Here is a 16,117-nt window from a genome sequence, read left to right as displayed (position 1 = left end):
GGACCGAGGACCGAGGGTTATGCCTCGCGCGTCCCCGCGTACATCTCGTCGATCAGGTGCTTGTACTCCCGCTCGACGACCGGGCGCTTCAGCTTGAGGCTCGGGGTGATCTCGCCGTGCTCGACGTCCAGGTCGCGGGGCAGGAGGCGGAACTTCTTGATGGTCTGCCAGCGCTGGAGGCCCGCGTTGAGTTCCTTCACATAGCCCTCGACGAGGGCGACCGTGGCGGGCGCCGCGACGACCTCGGCGTACGACTTGCCGCCCAGGCCGTTGTCCTTGGCCCAGTCGAGGATGGACGGCTCGTCGAGGGCGATGAGCGCGGTGCAGAAGTTCCGGTCGGCGCCGTGCACGAGGATGTTGGAGACGTACGGGCAGACGGCCTTGAACTGGCCCTCGGCCTCGGCGGGCGAGATGTACTTGCCGCCGGAGGTCTTGATGAGGTCCTTCTTGCGGTCGGTGATCCGCAGGTAGCCGTCCGGGGACAGCTCACCGATGTCGCCGGTGTGGAACCAGCCGTCCGCCTCGAGCACCTCGGCGGTCTTCTCGGGCAGCCCGTGGTAGCCCTCCATGATGCCGGGGCCGCGCAGCAGGATCTCGCCGTCGTCCGCGATGCGCACCTCGGTGCCGGGCAGCGGCTTGCCGACCGTGCCGGTGCGGTAGGCCTCGCCCGGGTTCACGAAGGAGGCGGCGGAGGACTCGGTGAGCCCGTAGCCCTCGAGGATGTGGATGCCGGCGCCGGCGAAGAAGTAGCCGATGTCGGGCGCGAGCGCGGCGGAGCCGGAGACACAGGCGCGCAGGTTGCCGCCGAAGGCCTCACGGATCTTGGCGAAGACGAGCGCGTCGGCGACCTTGTGCTTGGCGCCGAGCGCGAAGGGCACGGAGGCCGAGCCGGTACGGCGGAAGTTGTCCTGGCTGGCCTTCGCGTACTCGCGGGAGACCTCGGAGGCCCACTGGAAGATCTTGTACTTGGCACCGCCGCCGGCCCGCGCCTTGGCCGCGACCCCGTTGTAGACCTTCTCGAAGATGCGCGGCACGGCAGCCATGTACGTCGGCTGCACCACCGGCAGGTTCTCGATGATCTTGTCCACGCGGCCGTCGACGGCGGTGACGTGCCCGACCTCGATCTGGCCGGAGGTGAGGACCTTGCCGAAGACGTGCGCGAGCGGCAGCCACAGGTACTGGACGTCGTCAGCGCCGACCAGGCCGGTCGCGGCGATCGCCTTCGCCATGTACGACCAGTTGTCGTGCGGCAGGCGGACACCCTTGGGGCGGCCCGTGGTGCCGGAGGTGTAGATGAGGGTCGCGAGCTGGTCGGCAGTGATCGCGCCGACGCGCTCCTTGATCAGCTCGGGGTGCTTCTCCAGGTACGCGGTACCGCGCGCCTCCAGCTCGGTCAGCGTGAGGACCCAGTCATCGGTCTCGACGCCCTCCGGGTCGATGACGACGACCCGCGTGAGCTCGGGAAGCTCCGCGCGCTTCTCCCGGGCCTTGGCGAGCTGGGCCGCGTCCTCCGCGATGAGGACCTTGCTCGCGGAGTCGGAGAGGATGAACGCCGACTCCTCCGCGTTGGTCTGCGGGTACACCGTCGTGGTGGCCGCGCCCGCGCAGAGGATGCCGAGGTCGGCCAGGATCCATTCGACCCGCGTCGAGGAGGCGAGCGCGACGCGCTGCTCCGGCTGGACGCCGAGTTCGATCAGCCCGGCCGCGATGGCGAAGACCCGCTCGGCGGCCTGCGCCCAGCTCAGCGACTTCCAGTCGTCCGGGCCTTCGCCCGAAGCCGGTACCGGGTAACGGTATGCCTCGGCGTCCGGTGTAGCCGCCACGCGCTCCAGGAAGAGGGCGGCGACGGACGGCGGACGGTTCTCGATCAGGGTCTGTGTGTCGCTCACGACATCCTCCGGGGCCCGCGGCAGTGCGGCTGGCTCAATTGCGGCTGTTGTTTAACTCGCGAGTAACTACCGAGCAGAGATCAGACTAGAGCGCGTCCGGCCGGTGCGTAAGAGGCGGCGGCTCGTCACTTCCTCCAGGACATACCCCGGAGACAAGCACAGAGCCCGCCGCGCCGAAGCGCGACGGGCCCTGGATTACGGCATTCGGCGTGACTACTTCTTGCCCTTGGCCGAGCCACCGCTGTCGTCGCTGGACAGCACGGCGATGAAGGCCTCCTGCGGAACCTCCACAGAGCCCACCATCTTCATCCGCTTCTTGCCCTCCTTCTGCTTCTCCAGCAGCTTCCGCTTACGGGAGATGTCACCGCCGTAGCACTTGGCGAGGACGTCCTTGCGGATGGCGCGGATGGTCTCGCGGGCGATGACCCGGGAGCCGATGGCCGCCTGGATGGGCACCTCGAAGGCCTGCCGCGGGATCAGCTCGCGCAGCTTCGCGACCAGCCGGACCCCGTACGCGTACGCCTGGTCCTTGTGCGTGACCGCCGAGAAGGCGTCGACCTTGTCGCCGTGCAGCAGGATGTCGACCTTGACCAGGCTGGAGGTCTGCTCGCCGGTGGGCTCGTAGTCCAGCGAGGCGTAACCGCGGGTCTTGGACTTCAGCTGGTCGAAGAAGTCGAAGACGATCTCCGCGAGCGGCAGGGTGTAGCGGATCTCGACCCGGTCCTCGGACAGGTAGTCCATGCCGAGCAGGGTGCCGCGCCGGGTCTGGCACAGCTCCATGATCGAGCCGATGAACTCCGAGGGCGCGAGGATGGTCGCCCGCACGACAGGCTCGTACACCTTGTCGATCTTGCCCTCGGGGAACTCGCTCGGGTTGGTGACGATGTGCTCGCTGCGGTCCTCCATCTCGACCCGGTAGACCACGTTCGGCGCGGTCGCGATCAGGTCGAGCCCGAACTCGCGCTCCAGGCGCTCACGGATCACGTCGAGGTGCAGCAGACCGAGGAAACCGACACGGAAGCCGAAGCCCAGCGCCGCCGAGGTCTCCGGCTCGTACACCAGCGCGGCGTCGTTGAGCTGGAGCTTGTCCAGGGCGTCGCGCAGCTCGGGGTAGTCGGACCCGTCCAGCGGATACAGGCCCGAGAAGACCATGGGCTTGGGGTCCTTGTACCCGCCGAGCGCCTCGGTGGCGCCCTTGTGCAGGGTGGTGATCGTGTCACCGACCTTGGACTGGCGGACGTCCTTCACGCCGGTGATCAGATAGCCGACCTCGCCGACACCCAGGCCGTCGGCCGACTTCATCTCGGGGGCCGAGACGCCGATCTCCAGCAGCTCGTGCGTGGCACCGGTCGACATCATCCGGATGCGCTCACGCTTGTTGAGCTGTCCGTCGATGACACGTACGTACGTCACGACACCACGGTAGGAGTCATAGACCGAGTCGAAGATCATCGCGCGGGCGGGGGCGTCCTGGACGCCGACCGGGGCGGGGATCTCGGCGACGACCTTGTCGAGCAGCGCCTCGACGCCCAGGCCCGTCTTGGCGGAGACCTTGAGAACGTCCTCGGGGTCGCAGCCGATGAGGTTGGCGAGCTCCTCGGAGAACTTCTCCGGCTGGGCGGCCGGCAGGTCGATCTTGTTCAGTACGGGGATGATCTTGAGGTCGTTCTCCATCGCCAGGTAGAGGTTGGCGAGGGTCTGGGCCTCGATCCCCTGGGCGGCGTCGACGAGCAGGACCGTGCCCTCACAGGCCGCCAGGGACCGCGACACCTCGTACGTGAAGTCGACGTGCCCGGGGGTGTCGATCATGTTGAGGATGTGGGTCTTGCCCGGGTCCTCGGTCGGCGCCCAGGGCAGACGGACCGCCTGGGACTTGATCGTGATGCCACGCTCGCGCTCGATGTCCATACGGTCGAGGTACTGAGCACGCATCTGCCGCTGATCGACTACCCCGGTCAGCTGGAGCATGCGGTCGGCGAGCGTGGACTTGCCGTGGTCGATGTGCGCGATGATGCAGAAATTGCGGATCAGAGCCGGGGCGGTACGGCTCGGCTCGGGCACATTGTTAGGGGTCGCGGGCACGCAGGGTCCTGTCTCTTGAGGCGCCTGTCGCCTCGGGTCGGATCGATACGTAGGTTCCATGGTCCCACGCGCGGGGACCTGCGACCGGTTTGGGCCGCGTGAGCGGGGCTTCCGCGACCGGTTCGGGGCCCGCCGGCAAAGGGCCGACGGCCGGTTTGGGCCGCTCGGACGGGGGCTGGTAGCCTGGGTAGCTGTGTCTCGTGCCCTCTCAGCAGGAGACGCACCCATAGAAAATCAAACGGCGAGTGAGACGTGCTGTCTCGCGCGCCTGAACCTGTAAAGGCTCATTCGTGGCGAACATCAAGTCCCAGATCAAGCGGATCAAGACCAACGAGAAGGCCCGGCTGCGCAACAAGGCCGTCAAGTCCTCTCTGAAGACCGCGATCCGCAAGGCCCGCGAGGCGTCTGCCGCGGGTGACGTCGAGAAGGCCACCGAGTACACGCGCGCCGCGTCGCGCGCTCTCGACAAGGCCGTCTCGAAGGGCGTCATCCACAAGAACCAGGCCGCCAACAAGAAGTCGGCGCTTGCTTCGAAGGTCGCCGCCCTCAAGGGCTGAGTCGGCTGAGTCCTTCCGGACTCGACCCCTGACTTGACCGTCGGCCGGACCCGAGCAGGCCCTCTCTCCCGCTCCCGACCGACACCCCCGGATTCACGCACGATCTGCGTTCGCCACGCGGGCGTGAATCCACCAGCTTGAACCGAAGGCCCCGCCGCCTCCCTTCCCCGGGAGAACGAGCGGGGCCTTCGGTATGACGGGACCTTCGGTATCGCCGACCGAGACAGACCGGCTGACGCCGACCGGAGCAGACCGGCTAGCGCCGACCGGAGCGAGCCGCCCGCGCGATGGCGACGACCGCCTTCTCCAGGGCGTACTCGGGATCGTCCCCGCCGCCCTTGACCCCGGCGTCCGCCTCAGCGACGGCCGTGAGGGCCGCGGCGACCCCGTCGGGCGTCCATCCCCGCATCTGCTGCCGCACCCGATCGATCTTCCACGGCGGCATCCCCAGCTCACGGGCCAGGTCGGCGGGCCTGCCACCCCGCGCGGAGGACAGCTTCCCGATCGCCCGCACCCCTTGCGCGAGCGCGCTGGTGATCAGAACGGGAGCCACGCCGGTCGACAGCGACCATCGCAACGCCTCCAAGGCCTCCGCGGCCCGCCCCTCCACGGCCCGATCGGCCACGGTGAAGCTGGATGCCTCGGCCCGCCCGGTGTAGTACCGCCCGACGACGGCCTCGTCGATCGTCCCCTCGACATCCGCGGTCAGCTGCGACACGGCGGACGCCAGCTCGCGCAGATCGCTTCCGATGGAGTCCACCAGCGCCTGGCAGGCCTCCGGCGTGGCCGACCGGCCCAGCGCCCGGAACTCGCCGCGCACGAACGCCAGCCGGTCCGCCGGCTTCGTCATCTTGGGACACGCCACCTCCCGTGCCCCCACCTTGCGCGCGGCATCGAGCAGCCCCTTGCCCTTGGCCCCACCCGCGTGCAGGAGCACCAGCGTGATCTCCTCGGCGGGCGACCCCAGATACGCCTTGACGTCCTTGATCGTGTCGGCCGACAGATCCTGCGCGTTGCGTACGACCACGACCTTGCGCTCGGAGAAGAGCGAGGGACTCGTCAGCTCGGCGAGCGTGCCGGGCTGCAACTGGTCCGGGGTGAGGTCCCGAACATCCGTGTCGGCGTCGGCGGCCCGGGCGGCGGCCACCACCTCCTGCACGGCACGGTCGAGCAGGAGATCCTCCTGGCCCACTGCCAGCGTGACAGGGGCGAGAGGGTCGTCTTGTGCGGTCTTCTTGGCCATCTCCGAAAGCATCCCACGCGCCACCGACAACACATGCCGCAAGCCACCCCCGCCCCGGCGGCCCGCTCCCCTTTCCCCGCCCACTCTCGCTGTACAGCTCGGGGCTGAGGGCTCAGGGCTCAGGGCTCAGGGCTCAGGGCTCGGCGGCACTGTCCCCGCCTCTGCCGCTGTACGGCTCGGGGCTCAGCGGCTCCACCCCAGCCTCTGTCTCTGTACGGCTAGGGGCCCCTGTCGCTGTATGGCTCGGGGCCCCTATCTCTGTCCCTGCCGCTACCACTACCACTACCACTACCACTGTCCCTACCGCTGCCGCTGGATGGCTTGGGGTCTCGCACCTGTCCAGCGGGCTCGGCGTACCAGTCCAGCTCGGGCTCGGCTACGGCTCCTCGTGCCAGCCGTCCCACTCCGCCGCGAACTCGTCCAGCTCCTTCGGGTCCAGCCGCGCCTCGGGGTCCGTCAGCACCACCAGCCACTGCGCGTCCTCGGCATCGTCCTCGCCCGCCAGCGCGTCCCGGACGAGCTGCGGCTCCTCGAACAGCCCGAACCGGTCACCAACGGCCTCCGCCGCCGCTTCCGCGGCATCACGGTCGGGCAGAACCAGCACATGTCTCACATCGCTCACGTGACCATTTTCCGATACGCCCGACGCGGCCGACGCCGGGGTCGGGGTCGGGGTCGGCACTGGCGACAGCCGGCCCCGCCCCCATCCCCCTCACCCCGAACTACTGAGCGCCCCTGACCTCCGGCACCCGGTCCAGTTCGATTCCGAAGCGCCCTCGATAGGCGGCCAGCACCTCCTCGTCGGTGACCAGTTCCGACACCTCCTTGGTCCCGTCGGCCTTCGTCAGCGTGAACCTGCGTCCGCTGAGCGTGATCCGCTCCCCGTCCTCCGTGATCCGCGAACAGACCAGTGACCGGGCGAAGTGCGACAGCGGCGAGGTGGCGTGCCACCAGGCTCCCGCGACGAAGTCCCCGAGCACGCGCGGCCGCACCTCCAGGCGGTACTGATGCTTGTCGCCCAGGAGGACATCGAGATCCTCGCGTTCCCGCGACCCGCCCGCACCCCGCACCCCGGCCGCGTCCGGCCCCGACTCCACGACCCGGAACATCCCGCCGGGGTCCCGCTGTTCCCCTCGCTCCCCGAAGGCCAACGGGTAGTGGCTGTGCGCCCCGAACCCGACGTCGGTCAGCCAGTCGCCGCCGTCCACCGTCCGCACCCGCAGGGCGAGATGGTCGTAGGGAATCCCCAACTTCCCCTCGTCTCCGTACACCCGGGCCGCGAGATACGTCACATCGAAGCCCAACGTCCCCAGCAACGCCCCGAAGGCACCGTTCAGTTCGTAGCAGAAGCCCCCTCTGCGAGCGCCCACCACCTTGTCCAGCAGCCTCTTCTCCTCCAGCACGATCTCCTCGCCGAGGTGGATCGACAGATTCTCGAACGGCACTGTCTGCAGATGGCGCAGTTGGAGCTCGCGGAGCACATCGGACGTGGGCCATGCCGGGTGCTGGGCCCCGATTCGGCGAAGGTAGGCGTCGGCCTGTGCGGAATTCATGTATTCAGTGTCCCGCCACGCTCAGCCCTTCGCCCTCACCGGTGACCGCGAGCGCTCCGTCCTCGTCGGTCCGCAGGACCACCGCACCCCCGGCCCGCAGGGCCGCGACCGTACTCGGGGCAGGATGCCCGTACGGGTTGTCGCCGCCGACCGAGATGAGCGCGAGCCGCGGAGCCACCCTGCGTATGAGCTCCGGATCCTGATAGGCCGACCCGTGATGGGCGACCTTGAGCACGTCCACGCCACCCAGCTCCGCCGCCGCCGGCGATCTCGACAAGGCCTGCTGCGCGGGCGGTTCCAGGTCACCGAGCAACAGCAGCCGCAGCCCCGCGGACCGTACGAGCAGGGTGACACTGGCGTCGTTCGGACCGTCCGGGGTCGGGGCCGGATCCGGCGGCGGCCACAGCACCCGCCAGTCGAGGCTTCCCGTGCGCCGCCGCTCCCCCGCCACGGCCCGCGTCATGGGAATGTGCCGTGCGGCCGCCTCCCTGCGCACGAACTCGGCCTGGTCCAGCGGCTCTTCGAAGCCGGTCGTCTCGATCGCGCCCACCGAACGCCCGTGGAGCACGCCCGGCAGCCCCGCGACATGGTCGGCGTGGAAATGCGTCAGGACGACGAGGGGGATTCGGGTGACGCCCAGCGTGCTCAGACAGCGGTCGGCCGACACCGGGTCGGGCCCCGCGTCCACCACCACCGCGCTGCCGTCGCCCGCCGCGAGCACCGAGGCGTCGCCCTGCCCCACGTCACACATGACGAACCTCCAGCCGGGTGGCGGCCACCCTGTGATCACCCTGGTGAGCGGCGGTGGCTGCACCACGACCAGCAGGAACAGCACCGCGCAGGCACCGCTCAGCAACGGATGTCTCAGCAGCCGTCGACCGACGACCACGACGACCGCCGTCACGAGCGCCAGCAGCAGGGCACCCGTCCAACTGCCCGGCCAGTCCACTCCCCCGCCGGGCAGGGCCGCCCCCGTGCGCGCCATGTCCGCGATCCACCGGGCGGGCCAACTCGCGCACCTTGCCAGGACCTTGGCCACGGGCATCGCCACGGAAGCCGTCGCCAGCGTTCCGAACCCCAGCACCGTGGCCGGTGCTACCGCGAACTCCGCGAGCAGATTGCACGGCACCGCCACCAGGCTCACCCGGGCCGAGAGCAGGGCGACCACCGGCGCGCACAGGGCCTGTGCCGCCGCGGCCGCGGCGAGCGCCTCGGCAAGACGCGGAGGCACGCGACGCCGCCGGAGCGCCTCGCTCCAGCGCGGAGCGAGCGTGAGCAGGGCTCCGGTCGCGAGGACGGACAGCAGGAATCCGTAACTGCGGGCCAGCCAGGGGTCGTACAGCACGAGGAGCAGAACCGCGGCGGCCAGCGCCGGGATCAGCGATCTGCGGCGCCCGGTCGCGATGGCGAGCAGCGCGATCGATCCGCAGGCCGCCGCTCTCAGCACGCTCGGGTCCGGCCGGCACACGATCACGAAGGCGAGCGTGAGCGCCCCGCCGAGCAGGGCGGTCGCCCGGAGCGGCACACCGAGCCGGGGTGCGAGGCCCCGGCGCTCGACTCGCTGGGCGAGACCCGGTGGCCCGATGAACAGGGCGAGCAGAATCGTGAAGTTCCCGCCGCTGACAGCGAGGAGGTGGGTGAGATCGGTGGCCTTGAAGGCGTCGTCCAGCTCCGGCGTGACGCGTGAGGTGTCCCCCACGACCAGCCCCGGCAGCAACGCCCGGGCGTCCGTGTCCAGGCCGTCGGTCGCTTCCCGCAGCCCTTCGCGCAGCCGGCCGGCGAACCGCTGCGGCCCCGACGGCTCCCCCACCACCTCCGGCGGGGCACTCCCCCGCACCCGCAACACCGCCGCGATGCCGTCCCCGTCCGACAGAGCGGGCACGACCCTCGCCGCCACCCGCAGCCGGGTGGACGGCAGCAGCGACAGCCAGGGCGAGCGCCCACCTGCCTCCCGGGGCGAGCCCCGTCGCGAGCGCGCGTCGACGATCACCAGCACCGGCGTCCGCGTCGCCACCACCGTGCCGTCCGCCCGGGTGATCCGCGTGACGTCCGCGTCGAACAGCAGCGCCGTCGCAGCGACGCGGCCCCCGATGACCCGGGGCCGGGTGAGCCGTGGATCGGAGGTGACCTCCACCTCCGCGGTCACGTGGGCGAACTGCGTCGCGAGCTCGGGAACAGGTCCGCGTCGCAGGTCCGCTCCGTGCAAACCCGCGGAGGCCGCGGCCGCTCCGACACAGAGCAGCACGGCGGCGACGGACACCCACGGCCACGAACCCGACCGCGCGGCCGCTCGTCCCTGCTCCGAGCTCGCGCCTCTGCGCCCCGCCGCTAGCAGGAGGCCACCGCCGACCAGGGACACCACCACGGCACCCACGACCCAGCCCGGCGACACCCCGACCGTCACGGCGGCCGTGAGCCAGGCCGCCGCGGCGGGCACCACGAGCCGGAGGTCGGCCGGCCCCTCCGCCCTGGGATGCGCAGCCCCCAGCCGCCTCCCCGAGGCAACGTGTACGGACCTCCGCCCAGCGGTACCGGGGACACCCGGCGGGCGCATCGGGACACTCCTCCCGGAACCGTTCACGGCTGCACCAGGGGCCGGAGATCGGCGAAGCGACGGTCTCCGATTCCGTTGACCTCGCGGAGTTCGTCGACCGAGCGGAAACCGCCGTGCGTCGTGCGGTAGTCGATGATGTGCCGGGCCAGGACGGGACCGACGCCGGGCAGGCTGTCGAGCTGGTCGGCGGTGGCACTGTTGAGGGAGATCGGCGCGGAGGGTGCCGCACCTGCCGCGGATCCCCCGGCGCCGACCGGCCCCGGACCTCCCGCTCCCGCTCCCGCCGGGGGCGCGGACGCGCCGACCACGATCTGCTCGCCGTCCACGAGGAGACGCGCGCGGTTGAGACCGTCGGTGTCCGTGCCCGGCCGTACCCCACCGGCGGCTCGCAGGGCGTCCTCGACACGGGAACCGGCCGGCAACCGCTGGAGTCCGGGGGTGCGCACCTTGCCGCCGACGTCCACGACGATCGCGCTCCCGGCAGCACCGGCGGGGCTCGAAGCTCCGGTCGAGGATCCGGATTCCGCGCCCGACCGCTCCCGCGACCCGCTCTTCCCGCCGAACGGCGCCACCGCGCGCACCACTTCAGGGGCTCGGACCGGCTGTGTCCTGCCGGTCCAGAAGTGCTGCACGGCGAAGGCGGCGGCCACGACCAGCAGCACGGTCAGTGCGGCCACGCTCCTGCGCTCGAGACCGCACCTCGACTGCAACCACAGCGGGAGCCGCTCCCGCACGGCGAGCCCGGCCCGATCCCGCCACGCGCCCGCCTCCATGGCCGGCGCGCTCGCGGTCGCCGACCCGTCGGTTCGCGAGCGGCCGGCCCCCGGGGGGCCGCCCCCGTCCGGACCGGGGTCACGGCCGTCGGCCCCACCCGGACGGTTCCAAGGTCGCCGGACATCGGCCAGAACCCCCGTACCCACGGCCGTGTTCGCCCTCGGGCCGGCCCCGACATCGTGGTCCGCCCCAGGCGGCGCGTTCCCCGACTCCCGCCGCCCTTGCACGTGTTCGGTGAAGAGTGCCTCGGCGCGCAGGCGGAGGGCCGCGGCCGACACCTCGCGGCGACGGGCCCGGCCTCGCGGGTGGCGACGGCGATGGCGGCTGCGACTTTCCGAGGCGGGGCCGCGACCCGGGCCGCTGGTCGGTGTGGCAGTGCGTGTGCTTGATCGAAGTGCCATGCGCCGAGGATCCGGCATCTCGGCACCGTCGCGATGATCTTGCTCAATTCCGGTGGAAAGCAGCCCAGTTGTGGATAACTCCGCCACCTGAACGGGCGGCGCACACTGGCCGCGGAGAGGGCGACCTCAGCGGGGCGACACGACCGCCCCGAGCAACCCTGGCCCGGTATGGGCTCCGATCACCGCGCCCACCTCGCTCACGTGCAATTCGGCCAGCCCCGGCACCCGCGCCCGCAAACGGTCCGCGAGGGCCGCCGCACGATCGGGAGCCGCCAGATGGTGAACGGCGATGTCGACCTGTGCGCTGCCCGCGCGGTCGGCGACGATCTCCTCCAGGCGGGCGATCGCCTTGGAAGCCGTGCGGACCTTCTCGAGAAGTTCGATGCGGCCGTCGTTCAGCTGGAGCAGCGGCTTCACCGCGAGCGCCGAGCCCAGCAGAGCCTGCGCGGCCCCGATCCTGCCGCCACGGCGGAGGTAGTCGAGGGTGTCGACGTAGAAGTACGCGGATGTGCCCGCGGCCCGCTTCTCGGCGGCCGTGACCGCGTCGTCGATGGTTCCCCCCGCCTCCGCGGACTCGGCCGCGGCCAGCGCGCAGAACCCGAGGGCCATCGCGACCATCCCGGTGTCCACCACGCGCACCGGCACCGGGGCCTCGCGCGCCGCGAGCACCGCCGCGTCGTAGGTGCCCGAGAACTCGGAGGACAGATGCAGGGAGACGATGCCGGTGGCGCCGGACTCGGCGACCTTGCGGTAGGTCGCGGCGAACATCTCGGGGCTGGGCCGGGACGTGGTGACGGAGCGCCGCTTCTGCAGCGCCTGGGCCAGGGAGCGGGCCGAGATCTCGGTCCCCTCTTCGAGCGCCTGGTCACCGAGGACCACGGTCAGGGGGACCGCTGTGATGCCGTGGCGCTCCATCGTCCGCGGCGGCAGGTAGGCCGTTGAATCGGTGACGATCGCGACATGGCGGGACATGAGCTGGAGGTTACCTGGCGTGGAGGGCGGGCGGCAGCCCGGCCCCTTCCACCTGCGGTCGGGACGGCCGGATCACGTCGTGCTCTCGGGGCGGGGCTTCTTCTGCCAAGGGTAGGCGGGCCGTTGGCCCGGCGGCGTGATGGCGGAACGCGCCGGCTGCTCCGCCGTAGCGGGATCCGGGGTCTGCGGCGGCCAGGTCTGTCCGCCTGAGGTGCTCGCGTCCGCCGCGGGAGCCTCGGGCCAGGACGCGGCGGGCCCGGGTTCCTTGGTCCAGTGGCGCAGCGCGCCGGCCTCCACGTCGATCTGGGCGCTCAGCGTGTCCAGGTCGTCGCCGGCGAAGCGGTGGGCCCGGTCGCGCGCGGCCCAGCGAAGCGAGTCGGCCGACTGCGTGATCCGCTGGGTGCGCTCGCGCAGGCCGGGCAGCCGTGTGGCGAGCGTTCCCCGGTCGGGCTCGGTCTCCAGGCGCTTCAGTTCGGCGTCCAGCTCGTGCCCGTGCGCGCTGAGCCGCTCGAAGAGGCTCAGCGACTCCTTGAGGGACTCGTCCTCCGCCACGCTCGCGTGCAGAGCGTCCTGGGTGGCCCGCATCGAGGTGCGCAGCGTCAGCCGGAGCTGGGCGAGCTCGCCCTGGGGCCCGGGCTGGGCGAAGGTCTTCGCGCGCAGGGTGGTGTCCTCGACCGTGCGGCGGGCCTGCGAGATCGTGCGGTCCACGCCGCGCTTGGCGGCGCCGATCACCTTCACCGTCGCATACGCGCCGAGCACCACGAACAGCAGGAAGAGCAGGGCGATCACTGTGATCACGGTACCCATCACACTCCTCCTCGTACCGGTCGCGGCAACTGTCGCCGCGCTCTCAACGGTAAACGCTGCGGGCAGGTTCGGAGTTCCAGAAGAACCCCGAACCTGCCCGTAGGGGACTACCCCGAGCCGGCCGTACCCGGACCGGCGGGCATCGGCCGGAGGCCTGCTGCCCGTCTCGCCGTGCGGCTACGCCGTGACGATGTTCACCAGCTTCGGCGCGCGCACGATCACCTTCCGGATTCCCGCGCCGCCCAGCGCCGCGACGACCTTCTCGTCGGCCAGCGCCACCTTCTCCAGCTCCTCGTCGGAGATCGTCGGGGAGACCTCCAGGCGCGCCTTGACCTTGCCCTTGATCTGCACGACGCAGGTCACGGCCTCGTCGACGACGTACGCGGGGTCGGCGACGGGGAAGTCCTGGTGGACGACCGATTCCGTGTGGCCCAGCTTGCGCCACAGTTCCTCGGCGATGTGCGGGGCCAGCGGCGCGACCATCAGCACCAGGGCCTCGGCGACCGGGCGCGCGACCGGGCCGCCCGCCTTGGTCAGGTGGTTGTTCAGCTCGGTGACCTTGGCGATGGCGGTGTTGAACCGCATGCCCTCCAGGTCCTGGCGTACGCCGTCGATGGCCTTGTGCAGGGCACGCAGCGTGTCCTCGTCCGGCTCGGTGCCGACGACCGTGACCTCGCCGGTCGCCTCGTCGACGACATTGCGCCACAGCCGCTGCAGCAGCCGGTACTGGCCCACCACCGCGCGCGTGTCCCACGGACGGGACACGTCCAGGGGACCCATCGCCATCTCGTACAGGCGCAGGGTGTCCGCGCCGTACTCGGCACAGATCTCGTCCGGGGTGACCGCGTTCTTCAGGGACTTGCCCATCTTGCCCAGCAGCCGGGAGACCTTCTCGCCCTGGTAGTAGTACGCGCCGTCGCGCTCCTCCACCTCGGCCGCCGGTACGGCGATGCCGCGGCTGTCGCGGTACACGTAGGCCTGGATCATGCCCTGGTTGAACAGCTTGTGGAACGGCTCGGCCGACGAGATGTGGCCCAGGTCGAACAGGACCTTCGACCAGAAGCGGGCGTACAGCAGGTGCAGCACGGCGTGCTCGGCGCCGCCGACGTACAGGTCGACGCCACCGGTCGGCTGACCCTCGCGGGGGCCCATCCAGTACTGCTCGATGGCCGGGTCGACCAGCTTCTGGTCGTTGTGCGGGTCCAGGTAGCGCAGCTCGTACCAGCAGGAACCGGCCCAGTTGGGCATGGTGTTGGTCTCGCGGCGGTACTTCTGCGGACCACGGCCGTCACCCAGGTCCAGGGTGACGGCGACCCAGTCCTCGTTGCGCGACAGCGGGGTCTCCGGGGACGTGTTCGCGTCGTCCGGGTCGAAGGTGCGCGGCGAGTAGTCCTCGACCTCCGGCAGCTCCAGGGGCAGCATCGACTCGGGCAGCGGGTGGGCGACGCCGTCCTCGTCGTAGACGATCGGGAAGGGCTCGCCCCAGTAGCGCTGGCGGCTGAACAGCCAGTCGCGCAGCCGGAAGTTGACGGTGCCCTCGCCGATGCCCCGGCGCTCCAGCCACTCCGTGATGCGCGCCTTGCCGTCGACGACGCCCAGGCCGTCCAGGGAGACCTCGTCGCCGGCGGAGTTGACGATCTTCGCGTCGTACGAGGCGAAGGCGTCGTCCCAGGTGGAGGCGTCGGTGCCGCGGTCGTCCGAGGGCTCGACCACACAGCGCATGGGCAGTTCGAAGGCTCGCGCGAACGCGAAGTCGCGGGTGTCGTGGGCCGGGACGGCCATGATCGCGCCGGTGCCGTAGCCCATCAGTACGTAGTCGGCGATGAAGACCGGGACCTTCTCGCCGTTGACCGGGTTGGTCGCGAACGAGCCGGTGAAGACGCCGGTCTTGTCCTTGGCCTCGGCCTGCCGCTCGACGTCGGACTTCGAGGCGGCCTGCGCGCGGTAGGCGGCGACGGCCTCGACGGGCGTCGCGTGACCGCCGGTCCACACCTCGTGGGTGCCCTCGGGCCAGGCGGCCGGGGTGAACTTCTCGACCAGCGGGTGTTCCGGCGCCAGCACCATGTAGGTGGCGCCGAACAGGGTGTCCTGGCGGGTGGTGAAGACCGTGATCGCGTCGCCGTCGATCGGGAAGTCGACGCGCGCGCCCTCGGAGCGGCCGATCCAGTTGCGCTGCTGCAGCTTGATGGCCTCGGGCCAGTCCAGCGCGTCCAGGTCGTCCAGCAGGCGGTCCGCGTAGGCGGTGATGCGCATGTTCCACTGGCGCAGCTTGGCCTTGAAGACGGGGAAGTTGCCGCGCTCGGAACGGCCGTCGGCGGTGACCTCCTCGTTGGCCAGCACGGTGCCCAGGCCGGGACACCAGTTGACCGGCGCGTCGGAGGCGTACGCCAGGCGGTAGCCGCTCAGGACGTCGGCGCGCTCGGTGGCGCTCAGCTCGTTCCACGCGCGCGCGGTGCCGCCGACGGCGGGGACGGCACGCTCACCGCTCTCGAACTGGGCGACCAGCGCGGAGACGGGACGGGCCTTGCCGGCCTCGTCGTCGTACCAGGAGTTGAAGATCTGCAGGAAGATCCACTGGGTCCACTTGTAGTACTCCGGGTCGATCGTGGCGAACGACCGGCGCTTGTCGTGACCCAGGCCCAGCGCGCGCAGCTGGACCTTCATGTTCTCCATGTTGGCCTCGGTGGACACGCGCGGGTGCGTGCCGGTCTGCACGGCGTACTGCTCGGCGGGCAGGCCGAAGGCGTCGAAGCCCAGGGTGTGCAGGACGTTGTGGCCGGTCATGCGCTGGAACCGGGCGAATACATCGGTGGCGATGTAGCCCAGGGGGTGACCCACGTGCAGACCCGCACCCGACGGATACGGGAACATGTCCATGATGAACTTCTTGGGCTTGGCGGCCAGCTCGGGGTCCCCGGCCAGGTCGCCGGTGGGGTTCGGAGCCTCGTACGTGCCCTCGGCGTCCCAGAAGTCCTGCCAGCGTGCCTCGATGTCAGCGGCCAGAGCGGCCGTGTAGCGGTGCGGCGCGGCCACGTCGGCGGTGGCAGCGGTGTTCGTCTCGCTCATGATCCTCAAAGCTCCATCGATCGTCTCTGCCAGCGGCTGTGACACTCAAGAAATGAAAAAGCCCCTCGCACAGGAGGGGACGCCGCGCCGATGCCGACCACGATGCGTCAGTGGTCGGGACTGATCAGCGCGGCTCGCTAAGCAGAAGGCGTACGGCACGCATGGCGTCAGGGTACCCCAGCGCCCGCGGGAGCCGCGACGAGCTTTCGGGCCGTCCGG

Annotated in this window: 11 protein-coding genes; 1 reads left to right on the top strand and 10 read right to left on the bottom strand. The window is 70.8% G+C overall.

Features of this window, described 5'->3' with window-relative positions; genetic code table 11:
- Window positions 1-17: 17 nt before the first annotated feature.
- The gene (locus OOK38_RS19880) at window positions 18-1,889 is read right to left on the bottom strand and encodes a long-chain fatty acid--CoA ligase (RefSeq protein ID WP_266758634.1); all 1,872 of its coding nucleotides are present in this window, start codon (window positions 1,887-1,889) and stop codon (window positions 18-20) included.
- 213 nt (window positions 1,890-2,102) lie between these two features.
- Window positions 2,103-3,971, bottom strand: coding sequence for a translation elongation factor 4 (lepA, locus tag OOK38_RS19875; RefSeq protein WP_266758635.1), 1,869 nt, complete (start codon window positions 3,969-3,971; stop codon window positions 2,103-2,105).
- Between the two features lie 290 nt (window positions 3,972-4,261).
- Here lepA and rpsT point away from each other — a divergent pair, with 290 nt between their 5' ends.
- Window positions 4,262-4,528, top strand: a complete 267-nt coding sequence (gene rpsT / locus OOK38_RS19870) for a 30S ribosomal protein S20 (protein WP_261702665.1) — start codon at window positions 4,262-4,264, stop codon at window positions 4,526-4,528.
- A 256-nt stretch (window positions 4,529-4,784) separates the two neighbouring features.
- On the opposite strand, the gene holA is transcribed toward rpsT, so the two are convergent.
- The 8 genes from holA to leuS all read right to left on the bottom strand — a co-directional run bounded on the left by holA (window position 4,785) and on the right by leuS (window position 15,898).
- Window positions 4,785-5,771: a DNA polymerase III subunit delta gene (gene holA / locus OOK38_RS19865; RefSeq protein WP_266758636.1), complete on the bottom strand. Its 987-nt coding sequence runs from the start codon at window positions 5,769-5,771 to the stop codon at window positions 4,785-4,787.
- Window positions 5,772-6,147: 376 nt separating this feature from the next.
- Window positions 6,148-6,393 carry a hypothetical protein gene (locus OOK38_RS19860; RefSeq protein ID WP_266758637.1) on the bottom strand — a complete coding sequence of 82 codons (246 nt, stop codon included), beginning with the start codon at window positions 6,391-6,393 and terminating at the stop codon, window positions 6,148-6,150.
- A gap of 100 nt (window positions 6,394-6,493) precedes the next feature.
- Entirely contained in the window at window positions 6,494-7,324 is an 831-nt protein-coding gene (locus tag OOK38_RS19855; protein ID WP_266758638.1) for an arylamine N-acetyltransferase, read from the bottom strand.
- A gap of 4 nt (window positions 7,325-7,328) precedes the next feature.
- Window positions 7,329-9,878, bottom strand: coding sequence for a ComEC/Rec2 family competence protein (locus OOK38_RS19850; RefSeq protein WP_266848619.1), 2,550 nt, complete (start codon window positions 9,876-9,878; stop codon window positions 7,329-7,331).
- Window positions 9,879-9,901: 23 nt separating this feature from the next.
- Window positions 9,902-11,053 (bottom strand): ComEA family DNA-binding protein, encoded by a 1,152-nt coding sequence (locus tag OOK38_RS19845; RefSeq protein WP_266758644.1) that lies wholly within the window; start codon window positions 11,051-11,053, stop codon window positions 9,902-9,904.
- A 126-nt stretch (window positions 11,054-11,179) separates the two neighbouring features.
- Complete coding sequence (locus OOK38_RS19840; protein ID WP_266758645.1) at window positions 11,180-12,025, bottom strand: DegV family protein; 846 nt, start codon at window positions 12,023-12,025, stop codon at window positions 11,180-11,182.
- Window positions 12,026-12,097: 72 nt separating this feature from the next.
- A complete protein-coding gene (locus OOK38_RS19835) occupies window positions 12,098-12,832 on the bottom strand; it encodes a hypothetical protein (protein ID WP_266758646.1) in 735 nt (244 codons plus the stop codon).
- A gap of 177 nt (window positions 12,833-13,009) precedes the next feature.
- Window positions 13,010-15,898, bottom strand: coding sequence for a leucine--tRNA ligase (gene leuS / locus OOK38_RS19830; protein WP_266758647.1), 2,889 nt, complete (start codon window positions 15,896-15,898; stop codon window positions 13,010-13,012).
- Window positions 15,899-16,117 lie beyond the last annotated feature (219 nt).

The sequence above is a fragment of the Streptomyces sp. NBC_00568 genome, from assembly GCF_026341855.1.
Lineage (GTDB): Bacteria > Actinomycetota > Actinomycetes > Streptomycetales > Streptomycetaceae > Streptomyces.
This window is presented reverse-complemented; position numbering and strand designations above follow the sequence as displayed.